This window comes from Luteibacter rhizovicinus (assembly GCF_004342265.1).
Taxonomy (GTDB): domain Bacteria; phylum Pseudomonadota; class Gammaproteobacteria; order Xanthomonadales; family Rhodanobacteraceae; genus Luteibacter; species Luteibacter rhizovicinus_B.
Map to the genome: position 1 here is coordinate 193,604 of NZ_SMCS01000007.1, position 16,192 is coordinate 209,795.

9 protein-coding genes are annotated in these 16,192 nt (G+C 61.8%); 3 read left to right on the forward strand and 6 right to left on the reverse strand.

Features of this window, described 5'->3' with window-relative positions:
* Positions 1-11 precede the first annotated feature (11 nt).
* Both EC912_RS16305 and EC912_RS16310 read right to left on the reverse strand, forming a co-directional pair.
* Positions 12-3,050, reverse strand: coding sequence for a TonB-dependent receptor (locus EC912_RS16305; protein ID WP_132146012.1), 3,039 nt, complete (start codon positions 3,048-3,050; stop codon positions 12-14).
* A gap of 462 nt (positions 3,051-3,512) precedes the next feature.
* Complete coding sequence (locus EC912_RS16310; protein ID WP_132146014.1) at positions 3,513-6,524, reverse strand: TonB-dependent receptor; 3,012 nt, start codon at positions 6,522-6,524, stop codon at positions 3,513-3,515.
* Between the two features lie 586 nt (positions 6,525-7,110).
* On the opposite strand from EC912_RS16310, the gene EC912_RS16315 reads away from it, so the two are divergent.
* Positions 7,111-7,734: a helix-turn-helix domain-containing protein gene (locus EC912_RS16315; RefSeq protein ID WP_243649327.1), complete on the forward strand. Its 624-nt coding sequence runs from the start codon at positions 7,111-7,113 to the stop codon at positions 7,732-7,734.
* A gap of 40 nt (positions 7,735-7,774) precedes the next feature.
* Here EC912_RS16315 and glyS read toward each other — a convergent pair whose 3' ends face one another.
* Together glyS and glyQ are read right to left on the reverse strand one after the other, a co-directional pair.
* Positions 7,775-9,919 carry a glycine--tRNA ligase subunit beta gene (gene glyS / locus EC912_RS16320; RefSeq protein ID WP_207906871.1) on the reverse strand — a complete coding sequence of 715 codons (2,145 nt, stop codon included), beginning with the start codon at positions 9,917-9,919 and terminating at the stop codon, positions 7,775-7,777.
* Positions 9,912-10,823, reverse strand: coding sequence for a glycine--tRNA ligase subunit alpha (gene glyQ / locus EC912_RS16325; RefSeq protein ID WP_132146016.1), 912 nt, complete (start codon positions 10,821-10,823; stop codon positions 9,912-9,914). Before glyQ ends, glyS begins: the two co-directional genes overlap by 8 nt.
* A 148-nt stretch (positions 10,824-10,971) precedes the next feature.
* Between glyQ and EC912_RS16330 the strand changes: the two genes are divergently transcribed.
* Together EC912_RS16330 and EC912_RS16335 are read left to right on the forward strand one after the other, a co-directional pair.
* Complete coding sequence (locus EC912_RS16330; RefSeq protein ID WP_132146018.1) at positions 10,972-12,780, forward strand: GspE/PulE family protein; 1,809 nt, start codon at positions 10,972-10,974, stop codon at positions 12,778-12,780.
* A 16-nt stretch (positions 12,781-12,796) separates the two neighbouring features.
* The gene (locus EC912_RS16335; protein WP_132146020.1) at positions 12,797-13,534 is read left to right on the forward strand and encodes a glutamine amidotransferase; all 738 of its coding nucleotides are present in this window, start codon (positions 12,797-12,799) and stop codon (positions 13,532-13,534) included.
* Here the strand turns inward: EC912_RS16335 and EC912_RS16340 are convergent.
* On the reverse strand, positions 13,523-14,212 hold the full coding sequence (locus EC912_RS16340; protein ID WP_132146022.1) for a rhomboid family intramembrane serine protease: 690 nt from the start codon (positions 14,210-14,212) through the stop codon (positions 13,523-13,525). The two genes, EC912_RS16335 and EC912_RS16340, sit on opposite strands and share 12 nt — an antisense overlap.
* Entirely contained in the window at positions 14,209-15,804 is a 1,596-nt protein-coding gene (locus EC912_RS16345; RefSeq protein WP_132146024.1) for an AAA family ATPase, read from the reverse strand. Before EC912_RS16345 ends, EC912_RS16340 begins: the two co-directional genes overlap by 4 nt.
* Positions 15,805-16,192: the final 388 nt, after the last annotated feature.

Genomic DNA, 16,192 nt, shown 5'->3' on the forward strand with positions numbered 1-16,192 from the left:
GCTCTATACGATTAGAAATCGTACGTAGCGGTCAGACGAGCATAACGCGGCGTCTGGAAGTACAGGCCTGCACCGTAGGTGTTCGACACGGTGTAACGGTCGTCTTCATACGTCGAATCGACCAGGGTCGGCTTGCGCTCGTTGGTCACGTTGAACACGCTCAGGCCAAAGGCCAGCTTGTGATCCGCGAACGACGGGCGGTACGTGACCGACAGGTCAAGCTGCTTGATCCACGGCAGCCGCTGGTCGCCCGGAGCGTACAGCTTGCCCGCGCACGAGTGGTACGACGAACCGTAGCCGATCGGATCCGCTTCGGTCGGGCCGAAGTAGCCCAGGCACGAACGCGGCGAACCGGACGTGATGCGCAGCGCACCGGAGAACATCCACTCGTCGGTAAGCGCGTAGCTACCGTAAGCCTTCAGCTGATGCGTACGATCGTTCGCCAGCAGGCCATTGCTGTGGACCATCAGTGCGGCGGCATCCCAATCCTGCGTCTTCGAGATGTCGTTCTGACCGATGTCCGACTTGACCTGACCTTCCGTGTTGCCGTAGCTCTTCGAGAAGGTGTAGTCGACGCGACCCTGCCACTTACCATCGAACGGATGCTCGAGGTACATGTCGAGGGCGTAGTACTTACGCTTGGCGCCTTCCGAGAAGCCCCAATCCGACGTGCTCATGGTGACGCTGGTACGACCGTTGCCATTGGCATTCGCCAGACTGAAACGGTTGGACTCGCCCGGATTGAAGATCACGCAACCCGGAATCGTCACCGAGTTCGGATCGAGGCCCTGCGAAACCATCTTGTCGGCGATCTTGCCGGTGTCGCAAACGTCATCGATAGCGGTCTGCAGTTTGCGGAACGTCAGCTTCGCACCCGTGACCCAGCTCGGGCCAAGCGTCTTGTCGAAACCGAGGATCGCTTCGTCCTGATACTGCGACTTCAGGTCGGCGGCGGCAACGGACTTCGCATCGTTCGGCTGACCGTACTCGCCGTTCGCCGACACCGCGCCTGGACCAAGCGGGGTAAGACCGATCGGCGCACCGTTAGCTGCGATACCGGTGTACGTGAAGTACTCGTTGGTATAGGTCGACGACGACGCACCACGAATCGCGACGCTGTTGGGCAGCGCGAGGTAGTAACGACCGAGGTTGCCGTAAATCTTCAGGCTCGAGTCACCGAACACATCCCAGCTTGCGCCGATACGCGGAGCCCACTGGTTGCCGCTATCGACGTAGGAAGCGCCGACGTTGTTGTAGTTGGTGAACTTGTCGTTACGAACACCGACGCTGAGCAAGATCTTGTCGTTGATCTGCCACTTGTCTTCGAGGTAGTAAGCCTTCTGATCGACCGACATGCTCGTCGAGGTCTGGAAGATTAGACGACGGGCGTAGTAGCCCCGACCACCAGCCGGACCCACTCCGAGAGCCGGAACAAGATCACTGCCGGGACTCCTGGAACGACCATAAATCCACGTATAACCCGGACCGGTCGTCGTCACACCTTCGTCCTTGGCGGTGTACTTCATATTGTCGATACCGCCGGTCACCCGGTGATCGCCAATCTGCCACTCAAGGTCGACACGTAGGCCATGCGTCTTGCTGTTGGCGCCCGGCGCAATCTTCTGCGTCGTGGTCGTGCCGTTCGCGATCGAGCTACCGCCCGTGATGAGGGGGTCCTGCAAATCGGGACGACCGATGTTCGGGTCGATGCCGTTGTCGCCGGGATTGCGCTGGACGTCTGTGGTCTTGCTCTTGCCGTACGTCGCCGTCAACGTGAGGTCGTCGGTGATATAGCTGGTGTACTTGGCGATCCCGTAGGTCGACGAGGTCTTCGTCGAGTCAGGATACGTGCCGAGAGAACCGCTCGACTGGCGGGTAGCGTAGTCATAACCGTAGTACTGACCGCTGCGCTCGTCCGACGACTTGATGCCGGTCAACTCGAGGATATTGCTGTCGTTGATGTTCCAGTCGAGTTTCGCGTAGAACTTCGGCAGGTCGTACGTGTAGTGATTGTTCGCAACCGTGCTGGCGATGGCCGACGTGGTGTTGTTACCTTCGACCTTCTCCGACTCCGCCGCAATGAACATGTACAGCGTATCTTTGATCAGCGGGCCACCGGCATAAGCACTGACGGTACGCGTCCACTGGGTGTTGTTGTCGCGGTTGCGATAAACGGTTCCCGGCAACGACGAGTCCGTATAGTCGTAACCAGCCGGCAGCGTCTTGTTCGGGAACATGACATTACCAGCAGTCGAGCGCGCGAACTTCGGCTCCCACAGAGCCTGCGCACCGAAGTGCCATTCATTCGTACCGCGCTTACCGACCTGGCTGATAACGCCGCCATCGGAACGGCCATACATGGCGCTGTAGCCGCCCGTATAGACTTCCTGCTGGTCGATCGCGCCGTACGGCAGACCGACGCCGCCGAGGTTACGGAGCGGGTCGGACGTGTTGTAACCATTGATGTAGTACGCGTTTTCAGACACGCCGGCGCCACCGAACGAGACGGTGCGGCCGAAGTCGCCCGAACCAACAACGGCACCCGGAGCAAGCAGCGCGATGGCTTCGGCGTTGCGGCCGAGCGGCAGGCGAGCGAGGGTTTCGGCGGTAACGACCGTGCGGGAATCAACGGCGGCCACATCGATCTGCGGCAGGCTGTTCGCCGTGACCGTGACCTGGTCGAGGGACTGGGCGCTGGAGGCGTTGGCAGCTTCGACGAACGAGACTTCCGAGGACGTGCCGACCGTCAGGCTGACGTTCTTGCGCGAATCGACAACCGCGCCGCCCTTCATCACATTGACGGTGTACGTGCCGAGCGGGAGGTTACCGACGCGGTAACGGCCCGAGGCGTCGACCGGCACTTCACGGGTAACGCCCGTGGAACCGGTAACCTGAACGGTTTCGCCTGCGGCGGCCGGAGCCTGACCGGTGATGGTACCCGTGGTGGACTGGGCGAAGGCGCCGCCCGTAAGGCCGAGACCCATCGCAAGCGCGACGGCCAACTTCGAACGACGCAGGACGGATGCCTGCCGGATATTACGAGAACTCATGTGCAAATCTCCCCAGATCGACCCGAAACCGGGCCTGAAAACGAGCAAAAATCCGGCGAATCCGCCGAATAAAGAACCCATTGCGGGTGCACGTAATCAAGGTGATGGATTAGCCGCTCACTCCTCCCGAGTGGCTGCCTCCCCCTGAAGACCTGCTCCCGACAAGTCTGTCGACTAACCGAACCGGAATGCTCGCGCAAGTGCGCAAAAAGATGCCGTTTCGGGATCGCCGAAGCCGAACATAGGGGCACGTGAACCCCCGTGTCAACAAAATATTTACATGAACAGGGACACTTAACGGGTGTGCCCCAGGTCTCAAACCGGGACATTTGTTCATGGAATCGATTACCTGGACGCAAAAAAAATCCCCGGCCGGGAGAGGCCAGGGAAGAGTCTGGGGAGAGTCCATTCGTGCTGCGGGGCGCGTACGCCCCGCAGCTTATTGTTGTTGCGCTTTAGTGCTTAGAGCGAAAAGTCGTAACGTGCCGTGAGGCGAACGCTGCGCGGAGCGGAGTAGCTAAGAGCACGCGTATACGTCGGGCTCGGGTTGCCATCGCCGGTCTGGAACGTTTCGTCGATGTTCTGCTCGCGCTGCTGGTTCAGCAGGTTGAACACATCGAGCTTCAATGACAGGTCGTGGTTGAACATCGCCGGACGGTATTCGGCGTTCAGCGACAGCTGGTAGGTCCACGGCAGGCGACCCTTCGAACCGCGCGGCGATTCACCGTCGCAGTAGAAATACGACGAGCCGTAGTTATAGATGTCCGGATCGCGGATACCGAGGCAGTTCTTCGGACGTCCCGAATAGGCCGCCAGGTTCGCGCCGAACATCCATTCCGGCGTCATCTGCCAGAAACCATATGCTTTCAGCTGGTGACGACGGTCGCTGGGCAGCGGACCGTTCGAGCCGATCATCAGTTCCGGGAAGTCCCAGTCCTGGGTTACCGACGGATCGAGCTGGCCGATGTCCGACTTCAGCAGGCCTTCGGAGTTACCGTAGCTGTGCGAGAGCACGTATTCGGCGCGACCGTAGAACTGCTGGTTGAACTGATGCTCGACATACAGGTTCAGGGCGACGTACTTGCGCTTCAGCTCCGGGAAGCCCAGGTCGGCCTTCGACAGCACGATGTTCTCGTACTTGCCGTCGTTGTTGAGATCGACGGTGAACGTATTGCCCTTGCCCGGATTGAACAGGAAGCAGCCCGGGATGTTGGCGTCGGGGCTGATCGTGATGCTGTTGCGCGCAGCCCAGGCCTCGATCGGACGCGAATCGCACATGTCGTCGATGATGCTACGCAGTTTGCGATAGGTGACCTTCGCGCCCATCGTCCAGTCGGGTGCCAGCTGCTTGTCGAAGCCCAGGATGTACTCGTCCTGGTAGTACGCGCTCAGATTCTTCGCCGAAAGTGTCTTCGGATCCGGTGCCGAACCGTCGGCGCCGTTGGCGTAGTGAATGCCGCTGATGGCGACCGGATTGGTCGGTACGTTCGTGATCGGATCGATCGAGCCGGGCGCATAGGTGAAGTACTGGCGCTCGAACAGCTGCGGGCCGGCGCCGCGGATCGCGACGTTGGACGGGATTGCGAGATGGTAACGACCGGCGTTGGCATACACCTTGAACGTCGAATCGCCGAACACATCCCAGGTCAGACCCAGGCGCGGCGCCAGCTGGTGACGCTGTTTCACGAACACGACACCGTCGGTGTTGAAGTTCTTGAACTGCTCGTTACGCAGGCCGATGTAAGCGTGCCAGCGATCGGAAACCTGCCAGTTGTCTTCGATGAACTGCGCTGACTGTTCGACCTTGACGTTACCGGACGCGCGGAAGATCTGACGACGGACGATTTCTGTCGAACCTGCGGGAATGGCGAGTTCCGGAAAGCCGGAAATCGTGCCGCTTGCAGGCGGCGTGGTGTACGTCCACGTAGCACCGCCCTGCACCGCGAGACCGCCGAAGGATTCGGCCTTCTGATTGTCGATACCGACGCGCAGATCGTGGTCGCCGATGTGGTACTGGATGTCGAAACGAATGTTGTCGACTTCGTCGTACGCACCCGGAGTGTTGAGGTTGCCCTGCACAGGGGCGCAGCTCACGCGCTTCCGAGCTGCCGGAACGTTGCGGTTATCGACGATATTCGGGCAATTGACGCCGGCGGCACCGGTGACGACGTCGATATGGTCCGTACGGCTATGACCGTAAAGCGCGTCGACAGTCAGCGAATCGGTGATATAGCCGGTGTACTTGCCGATGTAGGCTACGCCACCCGGTGTCGAGTTGGCTGTACCAAGGTTCTTCTGGTGCTCGGTACCGAGGCGGGCGGTACGCGACTTGGTTGCGTAATCGTACGAATAGATCGTCGTATCGTTGAGATTCGTATCGCCGAGGCCAGTCAGTTCGAGGATGTGGCTGTCGGTAATGTTCCAGTCGATCTTGCCCAACCAGTGGTTGGCCTTCAGAGGACCGTCGAACGACGTGCGGGTGAGCACATTGGTGACGCCACGCGAGCCGTCCTGACGGACGACATCGGCAGCCGCGTAGATGAACAGCTTGTCCTTGATCAGCGGGCCGCTGACGTACAGGCCATAAAGTGTATTGGTCGTCTTGTTGCCGCTGCGATCCTGATAGATCGTGCCATCGGTGACGTTACCCGTATGCTGCGGATAGTAGATGCTGCGCGGATTGGCGGTGAGCGCGCGCGGGCTCCACTGCACCTGTGCACCGGCCTTCCACGTGTTGCTGCCTCGCTTGGTCGTCAGGTTGACGACACCGCCGGTCGAACGACCGTATTCGGCACCGTAACCACCCGTGAGAATCTGCTGCTGGTCGATGGCATCGAACGGAAGCGTCGCGAAGCCGAGACCGGTCAGCGGATTGGTGACGGCGAAACCGTTGATGTAGTACTGATTCTCGGCCGCAGAAGCGCCACCGAAGGAAATCACGCCGCCGTAGCGGCTGTCGCCGGCAACCACGCCGGGAGCAAGAAGAGCGGCGGCGTTGACGTTGGAAGCAACCGGGATGCGCTGAAGCTGCTCGGAAGTCAGCACCGTGCGCGAGTCGACCGACGAAACGTCGATGGCCGGCAGCGAGGTGCCGACGACCTGCACGCCTTCGAGCGTCTGGGCTTGCGTGGCCGACGCGGCGGCAAAGGACACATCGCTACCGGAGCCGATGTTGACCTGCACGTCGCGCGTTTCGACGACGTTGCCGTCGCGCAGGAGGGTGACCTTATAAGAGCCGACGGGCAGCGACGTGGCACGGTAGCGGCCATCGCTGGAAACGGGCAGTTCACGTGAGAGGCCGGTGTCGACGTTGACGATCTTCACCGTCGCACCAGTGGCGCTATCGGCACGACCGAAAATTACGCCGGATGAGTTGGACTGGGCGTAGACGACGCCACTAGCCAGCGTCATGCCGAGTGCGGCGGCGAGGGCCGTTCGGCGGAACTGCCTGCGACCGAAATTCAAAGCATTCATTAAGTCTCCCCTGTAAGCACACGCGTGCAGCGCGAGCGCAAAAAATTGCGACACGGTTCGACCGGGCGGCAGAAGGCCACCCGATGGACGTTGGACGTAAGAATTCAGAAAGGAGCCCTCTGGAATCGCGAGTTTCCCCCTGCGCGATACCGCTCCATTCCCCCTGGCGCCCCCTCTGCTGAAGGAGCGTGGAGCTGATATAGCGTAAGTTTTAACGAGTCACAACACGAAAATAACGTAGGAAAAAACCCTATTCCGCAATAAATTACGAGGAAAGGATTGCCCACAATGACAAAAATTTCATGTCAAACCGCAAGTTACACCTGCGACATCTATGACCAATGGCACAAGACAAGACGAATTCCTACGAATCATTCCTAGTAAATTCTGGCCGATTTGCACCTTTTTGCGCCTTGTCTAAAGGCATATTTCATCTTTGCGAAAGCAAGAACTCAGAAACTTCTGAGGCAATGGGGGATCGAAAGGAAGATCGGTGTACACCGTAAACGGGTTTCGCGCGTTGTCCGAGGCGATACCAAGGTTGGGCAACCGACCCCGAAGCACTCAAAACGAGGTTGATACGCGCATGAGCGAGAATCTGAGGTCACATATCGTGGCGACCCGGTCTATGGTGGCCATGTCCGGTGCATTGCCGAACGATCCCGACGGCGGCGAACAATCGCAGACGTTCGCAAGTCGTGTGAAGGCCGTTATCAAGGCTTCCGGCAGTGTCAGTGAAATCGCGCGACGCTGCGGTTTCTCCGAAGGTGTCGTGCGGAGCTGGCGTGACGGCAATACCGATCCGTCGCGCGGCCGCTGCGTCACGATGGCACGCACCCTGGGCATTTCGCTGCTCTGGCTGGCGGCTGGCGAGGGTCCGATGATGCTGGGGAACAACAGCGACGATGTCGCCGGACGCATCGAAACGTCGGAGACGGTGCGCGAGCGACGAGGCGATCAGGATACCGATTCGCAGGGCACCATAGCGCTCGACTCGAGCCGCCTGGCATCGGCCATGAAACTGCTGCAGTCGGACATCGAGATGGCCGGCGGTCAGTTCTCGCCGTCGAATCATGCGGACCTGGTGGCGGAGATGTATGAAATCCTCCATCACACGGCTCGCACGGACTACGCCGACCGGATGGTGGCTTTCCACCATAAGCTTCAGTCGCGCGTGCAGAGCGATCGCGGCAACGGCATCGCTGCCTGAATGACACCCGCGGCCTTCGGCAGGCCGCGGGATAGTGTGGTTAAAGCCTCGAGATGTCGGCGATAGCGCCGAACGAGGCCTTCAGTTGCGCAAGCAACGCCAGACGATTGGCACGCACCACGGGATCGGGAGCGTTGACCAGCACACCGTCGAAGAAACGGTCGACCGGGCCCTGAAGTTCCGCCAGACGCGCCAGTGCGCCTGTGTAGTCGCCCTGCCCCAGCAACCCGCGAGTGTCGGCCTTTGCCGCGATCAGCGCCGCATGAAGGTCGCGCTCGGCGTCATGCTCGAAATGCGCGATGTCGACTTCGGTACCGATAGCTGTCGCGCCTTCCTCTTCCGCCTGCTTGCGCAGGATGTTCGCTACGCGCTTGTTTGCCGCAGCGAGGCTGGCAGCCTCTTCGCGACGGGCGAACTCGCCCACGGCACGCAGGCGTCGGTCGAAATCGGGCAATGACGAGGGCGAGATGGCCAGCACCGATTCGAACTGGTCGGCCGTAAAGCCTTGATCGGCGTAGTAGCCGCGCAAGCGATCGAGAACGAAGGCATAGATTTCGTCGCCAAGCGCGGCGCGGCGCGCCCCGAGGTCGACGACCGGTGCCTTTCCGTCCTTGCCCGGTTTCACGCCAGCGATCAGCGCGGCCTCGGGCAGCATTTCCAGGGCTTCGGTGAAAGCGGCGCGGAGATCGATGTCCAGGCCGCCCTCGATAAGCGTACGGGCCAGACCGAGCGCCGCGCGACGGAGCGCGAACGGATCCTTGTTACCGCTGGGCTTCTGGCCGACGGCGAAGATCCCCGCCAGCGTATCGAGGCGCTCGGCAACGGCAAGCACCTGGCCCACCTTGCCGGCGGCGATGGCGTCGCCGCCGAAGCGCGGCTGGTAGAAGGAGTCGAGTGCGTCCGCAACCTCGGCCGGCTGGCCCTGACGCGACGCGTAGTAACGCCCCATCACGCCCTGCAGCTCTGGGAATTCGCCGACCATGCGGGTCAGCAGATCGCACTTGGACAGCGCGGCGGCCTGCGTGGCCTGGCCGGCGTCGACGCCGACGCGATTGGCCACCACGCGGGACAGCTCGGCTACACGCACGGTCTTGTCCCAGAGACTGCCCAGCGACTGCTGGTAAGTGACGTTCTTCAACGATTCCTGATAGCTGGCCAGCGGCTGCTTCAGATCTTCGTCCCAGAAGAACTTGGCGTCGGCGAAACGCGGACGGATGACTCGCTCGTAACCCTTGCGGATCTCGGCCGGGTCCTTGCTCTGGATGTTGGCCACGCCGATGAAGTGCTCGGTCAACCGACCCTCGGCGTCGAACACCGGCACGAACTTCTGGTTCGTTTCCATGGTGGTGACGAGCGCTTCGGGGGGAACGTCGAGGAATTCGCGCTCGAACGTGCACGCAATCGCCACCGGCCACTCGGTGAGGTTGGCTATTTCGTGGAGCAGGCCTTCGCCCAGACGCGGCGTACCGCCCGTCGCCACACGGGCGACCTCGTCGCGGACGCGCTGACGACGCTCGTCCGGATCGGCCAGGACATGCGCGTGACGCAAGGCGTCCAGCCAGCTATCGGCGTCGGCCACATGAACAGGCTTCGGATGATGGAAACGGTGGCCGCTCGAAAGCCGGCCGCTACGCAACCCCAGAATCTCGCCATCGACGATCGACGATCCGTGGAGCATCAGCAACGTGTGCACCGGACGGACGAAGGATTCTTCGCGATCGCCCCAGCGCATGGCCTTCGGTATGGGCAGCGATTTCAGTGCTTCGGCTACGATGTCCGGCAGCAAGGCAGCGGTGTCCTGCCCCGGATGGACCGCACGAAAGACGAACCAGGCGCCCTTGTCGGTTTCCAGACGCTCCAGCGCCTCGACCGTGACGCCGCAGGATTGCGCAAAGCCGAGCAGCGCCTTGCTGGGCTGACCCTCGGCGTCCAGCGCGGCGGCAATGGCCGGACCGCGGCGTTCGACCGACTGCTCCGGCTGCGCCAGGGCGACGCCAGGCACGTGAACCGCCAGACGACGCGGCGAGGCGTAGGCCTTCGCGTTATCGACGTCCGCGGCGATACCGCGCTTCGCGAGGCCATCGACCACTCCGCGCAGGAAGGCGGCCGACAGGTCGTCAAGCGACTTGGGCGGCAGTTCTTCGGTGCCCAGTTCCACGGTAAGGGGCAGTCGCTTCTCAGCCACGGGTGGCCTCCTTGTTCTTCTTCAGGCCAGGGAAGCCGAGTTTTTCGCGCTGCGCGACGTAGGCTTCGGCCACGCTCCGGGCCAGCGTGCGGACACGCAGGATGTAGCGCTGACGTTCGGTCACGCTGATGGCGCGCCGGGCGTCGAGCAGGTTGAACGCATGGCTGGCCTTGCAGACCTGCTCATAGGCGGGCAGCGGGAGGCCGACCGAAATCAGCTTGGCCGCCTCGCCCTCGCACACGTCGAACCAGTGGAACAGCTCGGGGACGTTCGCGTATTCGAAGTTGTACGTGCTCTGCTCGACTTCGTTCTGGTGGAAGACGTCGCCGTAGGTCACTACGCCGTGCGGCGCGTTGGTCCAGACGATGTCGTAGATGCTGTCGACGTTCTGCAGGTACATGACCAGGCGTTCCAGGCCATAGGTGATTTCACCCGTGACCGGACGGCATTCGAGGCCACCCGCCTGCTGGAAATACGTGAACTGGGTGACTTCCATGCCGTTCAGCCAGACTTCCCAGCCGAGACCCCAGGCGCCAAGCGTCGGCGATTCCCAGTTGTCCTCGACGAAGCGCAGGTCATGGACGAGCGGATCGATACCCAGCGCCTTCAGCGAGCCGATGTAGCGCTCGAGGATGTCGTCCGGGTTGGGCTTCAGGACCACCTGGTACTGGTAGTAGTGCTGAAGACGGTTCGGGTTGTCGCCATAGCGGCCGTCCGTGGGGCGGCGGCAGGGCTGCACGTAGGCCGCGGCCCAGGGTTCGGGTCCGAGCGAGCGCAGGAAGGTGGCAGGGTGAAACGTACCGGCGCCGACTTCGGTATCTAGGGGCTGCACGAGCACGCAGCCCTGGTCGGCCCAATAACGGTTCAGGGTCTGGATCACGTCTTGGAAGGTGGGCGCGGACATGGTTCCCGAGTCCTTGAGAAAGCGGGCTAGTATAGCGATGTGCGATTCGCCAGGGGCCCGGGCGACGCCCCCGGTCCGCCGGGACGTCCGGCACACCCTGCGCAGCGGACGACAACACCTCGCAGGTTTCGACCAGGGCACACATACGATGGCAGTCAATCCGCATACCACCTCGCTGCTCGGTCGCCGTGGACGTCTGGAACTGGACGAAGTCCTGGCGACGCTCGTTGTCGACGGGTACCTGACCGGCGAGGACGCCAAGCGTGTCCGCATGGGCTCGCGCAGCGGCCGCACCGCGATCGAACTGCATCCTCTCGTCGTCATCGCCAATGCGAAGCTGGATAACCGTCGCGAACCGGCCCGCCCGCTGAGTCTGGAAACGCTGGTGGAATGGCTGGCGGGTAAAGCGGATCTGCCTTATCTGAAGATCGATCCGATGAAGATCAACGTGGCGGCAGTCACTCAGGTGGTCAGCAGCGCCTATGCGCAGCGTCATCGCATCCTGCCCGTAGCGGCGAGCCCGGGCGAAGTCACTTTCGCCACAGCCGAACCCTTCGACACCGGCTGGGCGAACGACTTGACGCAAATGCTCCGTCGCGAAGTGCGCCGCGTAGTCTCCAGCCCCATCGACATCAACCGTTACCTGCTCGAATTCTACGGCGTACAGCGCTCGATTCAGCTGGCCCACGACGCCAAGGGCAACGACAACTCGAAGATCATCAACTTCGAACAACTCGTCGAACTGGGCAAGGGCGGCGAGCTGGGTGCTGACGACCGGCACGTGGTTCATATCGTCGACTGGCTGCTGCAATACGCCTTCGAACAACGCGCATCGGATATCCATCTGGAACCGCGCCGCGATGCCGGACAGATGCGTTTTCGCATCGACGGCGTCATGCAGAAAGTATTCGAGCTGCCGCCGCCGGTCATGACCGCCGTGACGTCGCGCGTGAAGATTCTGGGCCGCATGGACGTCGCCGAAAAACGTCGCCCCCAGGATGGCCGCATCAAGACGCGATCGGCGGGCGGGCGTGAAGTCGAACTGCGTATTTCCACCATGCCGACGGCGTTCGGCGAAAAGGTGGTGATGCGCATCTTCGATCCCGACCTTGTCGTGAAGGAATTCAAGCAGCTTGGGTTTTCGCCCGAAGAAGGCGAACTCTGGCGATCGATGGTGGAGCGGCCGCACGGCATCGTCCTCGTTACGGGACCGACGGGCTCGGGCAAGACGACGACGCTGTATTCGACGCTGAAACATCTCGCGCGGCCGGAACTCAACGTCTGCACGGTGGAAGACCCCATCGAAATGGTGTCGCCCGAGCTCAACCAGATGCAGGTGCAACCGGCGATCGACCTCGATTTCGCGGCAGGGGTGCGCACCCTGCTCCGCCAGGATCCGGACATCATCATGATCGGCGAAATCCGCGATCTGGAAACCGCGCAGATGGCCGTGCAGGCATCGCTTACCGGACATCTGGTGTTGTCGACACTGCATACGAACGACTCGCCGAGCGCCGTGACACGCCTGCTCGACCTGGGCGTACCGCATTATCTGATCCAGTCGACGCTGACGGGCGTGGTCGCGCAACGACTCGTTCGTACGCTGTGCCCGCACTGCAAGCAGCCGGGCGAACAGGATCCCGCCGAATGGAACGCACTCACCCACGGCTGGGACATTCCGCTTCCGGAACGCGTCTTCCATCCCGTGGGCTGCCTGGAATGCCGTAAGACGGGCTTCCTGGGTCGTACCGGTGTGTACGAGATGATGCGGGTTTCCTCGCGCCTTCGTAGCATCATCGGGGCGCAGCTCGACCTGGGGAAATTCGGCGACGCGGCATTGAAGGAAGGTATGAAGCCACTGCGCATTTCAGCCGCCGCACAGGTCGCCGTGGGCCTGACTACCGTAAAAGAAGTGCTGACCGTGCTTCCGCCGACCGATATCGATTCAGCTATCTGACCTTAATATTGCGATCATGAAACCTGTTCTGATTATCCGTACCGGCCGCGCGCCCGATGTCATCAGCGAACGTCATGGCGACTTTCCCCGCTGGTTTCGATTGGGTCTGCGCCTGCGCGATCCGCATGTGCGGATCGTCGATGTAGAGAAAGGCGACGACCTGCCCGATCCACTCGCATGTGCCGGCGCCGTCATCACCGGATCGGCGTCGATGGTGACCGAACGGCTGCCATGGAGCGAACGCACGGCTGGCTGGATTCGTAACGCGATGGATATCGACCTGCCGTTACTTGGTGTTTGCTACGGACATCAATTGATGTCGCACGCGCTGGGCGGACGTGTCGACTATCTGGAAGGTGGGCGCGAGATGGGCACGATACCGCTGGAAACCCATGCGCATGCAGCGCATGACCCGGTCGCCACGAATCTTCCCGGCCGGTTCCACGCGCATACGACGCACGAACAAGCCGTACTTGAACTCCCGGCGGGCGCACGTGCGCTAGCGCGTTCCGCACGCGATCCGCATCACCTGGTTCGTTACGGACGGCATGCGGTCAGCACCCAGTTCCATCCCGAGTTCAGCGCTGAAGTCATGCGTGCGTACATCAGACGCAAGCAGGATGCATTACGTGCGGAAGGCCAACCCGCCGACGCATTGCTCGCCGCCGTGGTGCCGACGCCGGAAGCCACGGCGCTGCTACGTGGATTCCTTCGCGAACATGTTCGCGCAGCGTGCGAACTGTCAGCCGCGTAACCGGCGCACGATCGCGCCGCGCGAAAAAAACGCGAAGACGATGCCGAACAGAAATCCGCCGATGTGTGTCCACCAGACGACGGCACCGTAGCTCGCGCCCGCGTAGCTGAAAAGCAATTGCACGAGCGCCCAGATGCCGATCAACAGGAAGGCCGGTACGCGAACGAATTCGAGGTACAGGCCCAGCGGAAGTACCAGCCCAAGACGTTCGCGCGGAAACAACGTTACGTAAGCGCCGACAACGGCGGAAACGGCGCCGCTGCAACCGATGATCGCCACTCGTGCGCCGGTCAGCGAAATCGCACCGATCAGGTTGGCCACCACGCCGCCCATCAGGAAGAGCAGGAGGAAGCGCGGTGACCCAAGTCGCCGCTCGGCCGGCAAGCTGAAGATCACAAGGAACAGAAGGTTGCTGACGAGATGCAACCAGCCACCGTGAATGAAAAGTGCGGTCGCAAGCCGCAACAACGCGGGGTCGCTCAGCTGCTGCCAGATCGGAACGCCCGCGGTGAACAGATGCGCGGGAACGGTTCCCCAGTGCAGCATGATCGCCAGACGCTCGGCCGGCGCACTCAGCGCAAGCGCAACGAAGCACACGACGCACAGAACGACGATGAGCAACGTGGCCCAGCAAAGACGGGAACGCCGGCGCGTGTCCACACGAACGAAGAGATTCATGGAACGTTGCGCACCAGATGGGGGCCATCCTGGTCCGTCGCCGACAAGGCGAACATGGTCTCCGGCCCGACGATACCGTCGGCTGCGATACCGAATCGCTCCTGCACCAACTTAACGCGGGTTTCCACGCCCCGGTCGAAATCCGCCGACGTGATAGCCGCCGTCGAACCATCCGTCAGATGAGCGAGAAGCCAGCGCATACCTTCGCCGTTATCGCCACGCTTCAGGCGGGACGGCATATTCGGATCCACGCGGAACACCGCGTAGAACTGCCCCTTCCAGATGTCCTGGAATGCCGTGCGTGCAAGCTCGACGTATTTGCCGCCGAGATAGAGACGTACGGTGGTATCCCCTGCGCCGACAAGCAGCACCTGCTGTTTCTTTCCACTGTCGTCGAGTTCGAGCACCATGGGGCGATCGAAGCGTCGTAGCTGATCGAGCGATCCTCGGCCACTTACACAGGCGAAGCCCGGGAAGATCGTAGCGTCGCAATTGATGGCGTTCGCGACGGACGTTTCCTTCGACCCGACCTGCCAGCGGGCGAGGAGTTCCCCCCATACCCGGAGCTGTCCGACCTCCGGCGCGGGTAATGCGTCACGCAGCTTGGACAGCGCCTGCTCGGGCGATACCGTGACCAGATTCTTCGGCCGCGACGGGCTACGTCCCGACAGGAAATAGCCCGCGACACCGGCGATGACCAGGAGCGTGATCGCCGCACCGGCTATCCATACCAGTCGGCGGTAACGGCGCAGCCAGTAACGTGCGTACTGGGGAAGGACTTCTTGCGCCGCCTGCGCGAGCGTTCGTTCGCCGATCGACTGCTCGCCCCGTTCGCCGGCTCGCTCCAGGGCGCGATTAGCCAGTGCATTCAGGCGGGCGGGACTGCCTTCGCCGTCTTCGCATAACGACCTCAATCCAAGGCGACTGAATGGCATGCGGGTCGTCCCCGCAATGTGGAGCCGATGACGGACGTAGCGCTCGCTCTCTTCCGGCGACAAGGTCGCCAGAGGTAACCGCGTGCGAATTCGCGCGTCGATCGCACGGGCAGCACCCTCTTGTAGCCTGTCGCGCAGACCGGGCTCACCCGCCAGGACGATATGCAGCCAGGCGTGAGTATGCTCGGCCGCCTGCATCAACTGGTCGAGCAAACTGAACGACTCTTCCCGCAGATCGCTCGCATCGTCGATGACCAGCAGGAAGCGTTGCCCCTGATGACTCAGACGCCCGAGCGTCATGGCCAGGCCATCGATCAGATGCGATTCGGTGTTCGCCTCCGCGCTGAGCGGTAGCGGCAAGCCGAATGCGAGATAGAGCGAGCGCAGCCAGTCGGCTGCATGTTGAGAGTGAACCGCACTATTCAGGGTGGCGGTGCGCACGCCATGGGGCGCCATTTCCGCCTCGAGCAACATGCACAAAAGCGTTTTGCCTACACCTGCATCGCCCGTCAGCAGGATGACTGCCGGCGCTGTGGAGAGCAGCGCGTATTCGCAATGCGCTAACAGCTCACGCTCACGCGTGAACAGACAGGCAAAGCGCGGATCAGGTGCCTCCGCGAACGGCGGCTCGCGCAAACCGAATGTGTGGAGATACATGTGACTACTGTAGCCGATTGGTGGGAAAAGCTTTATCGGGCGGAAGTCATCTTGGCGGGTTTGGAGACTGGGATGCCGGAACTTAGCACGTTCCTTCACTCCACCGTTGCAGCGTGGCGGGCATTCGCCGAAGCGGCGGCGTATTCCGAGGAAACGCGGGCAAACCCGCCACGATGGCTCGTAGCGGGTATTTCAGGATAAAGCCCCTGGCGGTGACCTGTTGCAGCCCGTTCCCATGGGGAACGGATGCAGCAGACAAGAAAAAACCCGCCCTCAAACGAGGACGGGTTTTTGGATAAAGCCCCTGGCGGTGACCTGTTGCGGGTCGCGCGCGATGCGCGCACCGGCAACAGCCGCAAAGACGAAGGCCTCCCCGATTGGGGAGGCC

Coding starts and splice junctions, on each gene's coding strand:
- EC912_RS16305 (WP_132146012.1), bottom strand. CDS start 3,050: ATGAGTTCTCGTAATATCCGGCAGGCATCCGTCCTGCGTCGTTCGAAG.
- EC912_RS16310 (WP_132146014.1), bottom strand. CDS start 6,524: ATGAATGCTTTGAATTTCGGTCGCAGGCAGTTCCGCCGAACGGCCCTC.
- EC912_RS16315 (WP_243649327.1), top strand. CDS start 7,111: ATGAGCGAGAATCTGAGGTCACATATCGTGGCGACCCGGTCTATGGTG.
- glyQ (WP_132146016.1), bottom strand. CDS start 10,823: ATGTCCGCGCCCACCTTCCAAGACGTGATCCAGACCCTGAACCGTTAT.
- EC912_RS16330 (WP_132146018.1), top strand. CDS start 10,972: ATGGCAGTCAATCCGCATACCACCTCGCTGCTCGGTCGCCGTGGACGT.
- EC912_RS16335 (WP_132146020.1), top strand. CDS start 12,797: ATGAAACCTGTTCTGATTATCCGTACCGGCCGCGCGCCCGATGTCATC.
- EC912_RS16340 (WP_132146022.1), bottom strand. CDS start 14,212: ATGAATCTCTTCGTTCGTGTGGACACGCGCCGGCGTTCCCGTCTTTGC.
- EC912_RS16345 (WP_132146024.1), bottom strand. CDS start 15,804: ATGTATCTCCACACATTCGGTTTGCGCGAGCCGCCGTTCGCGGAGGCA.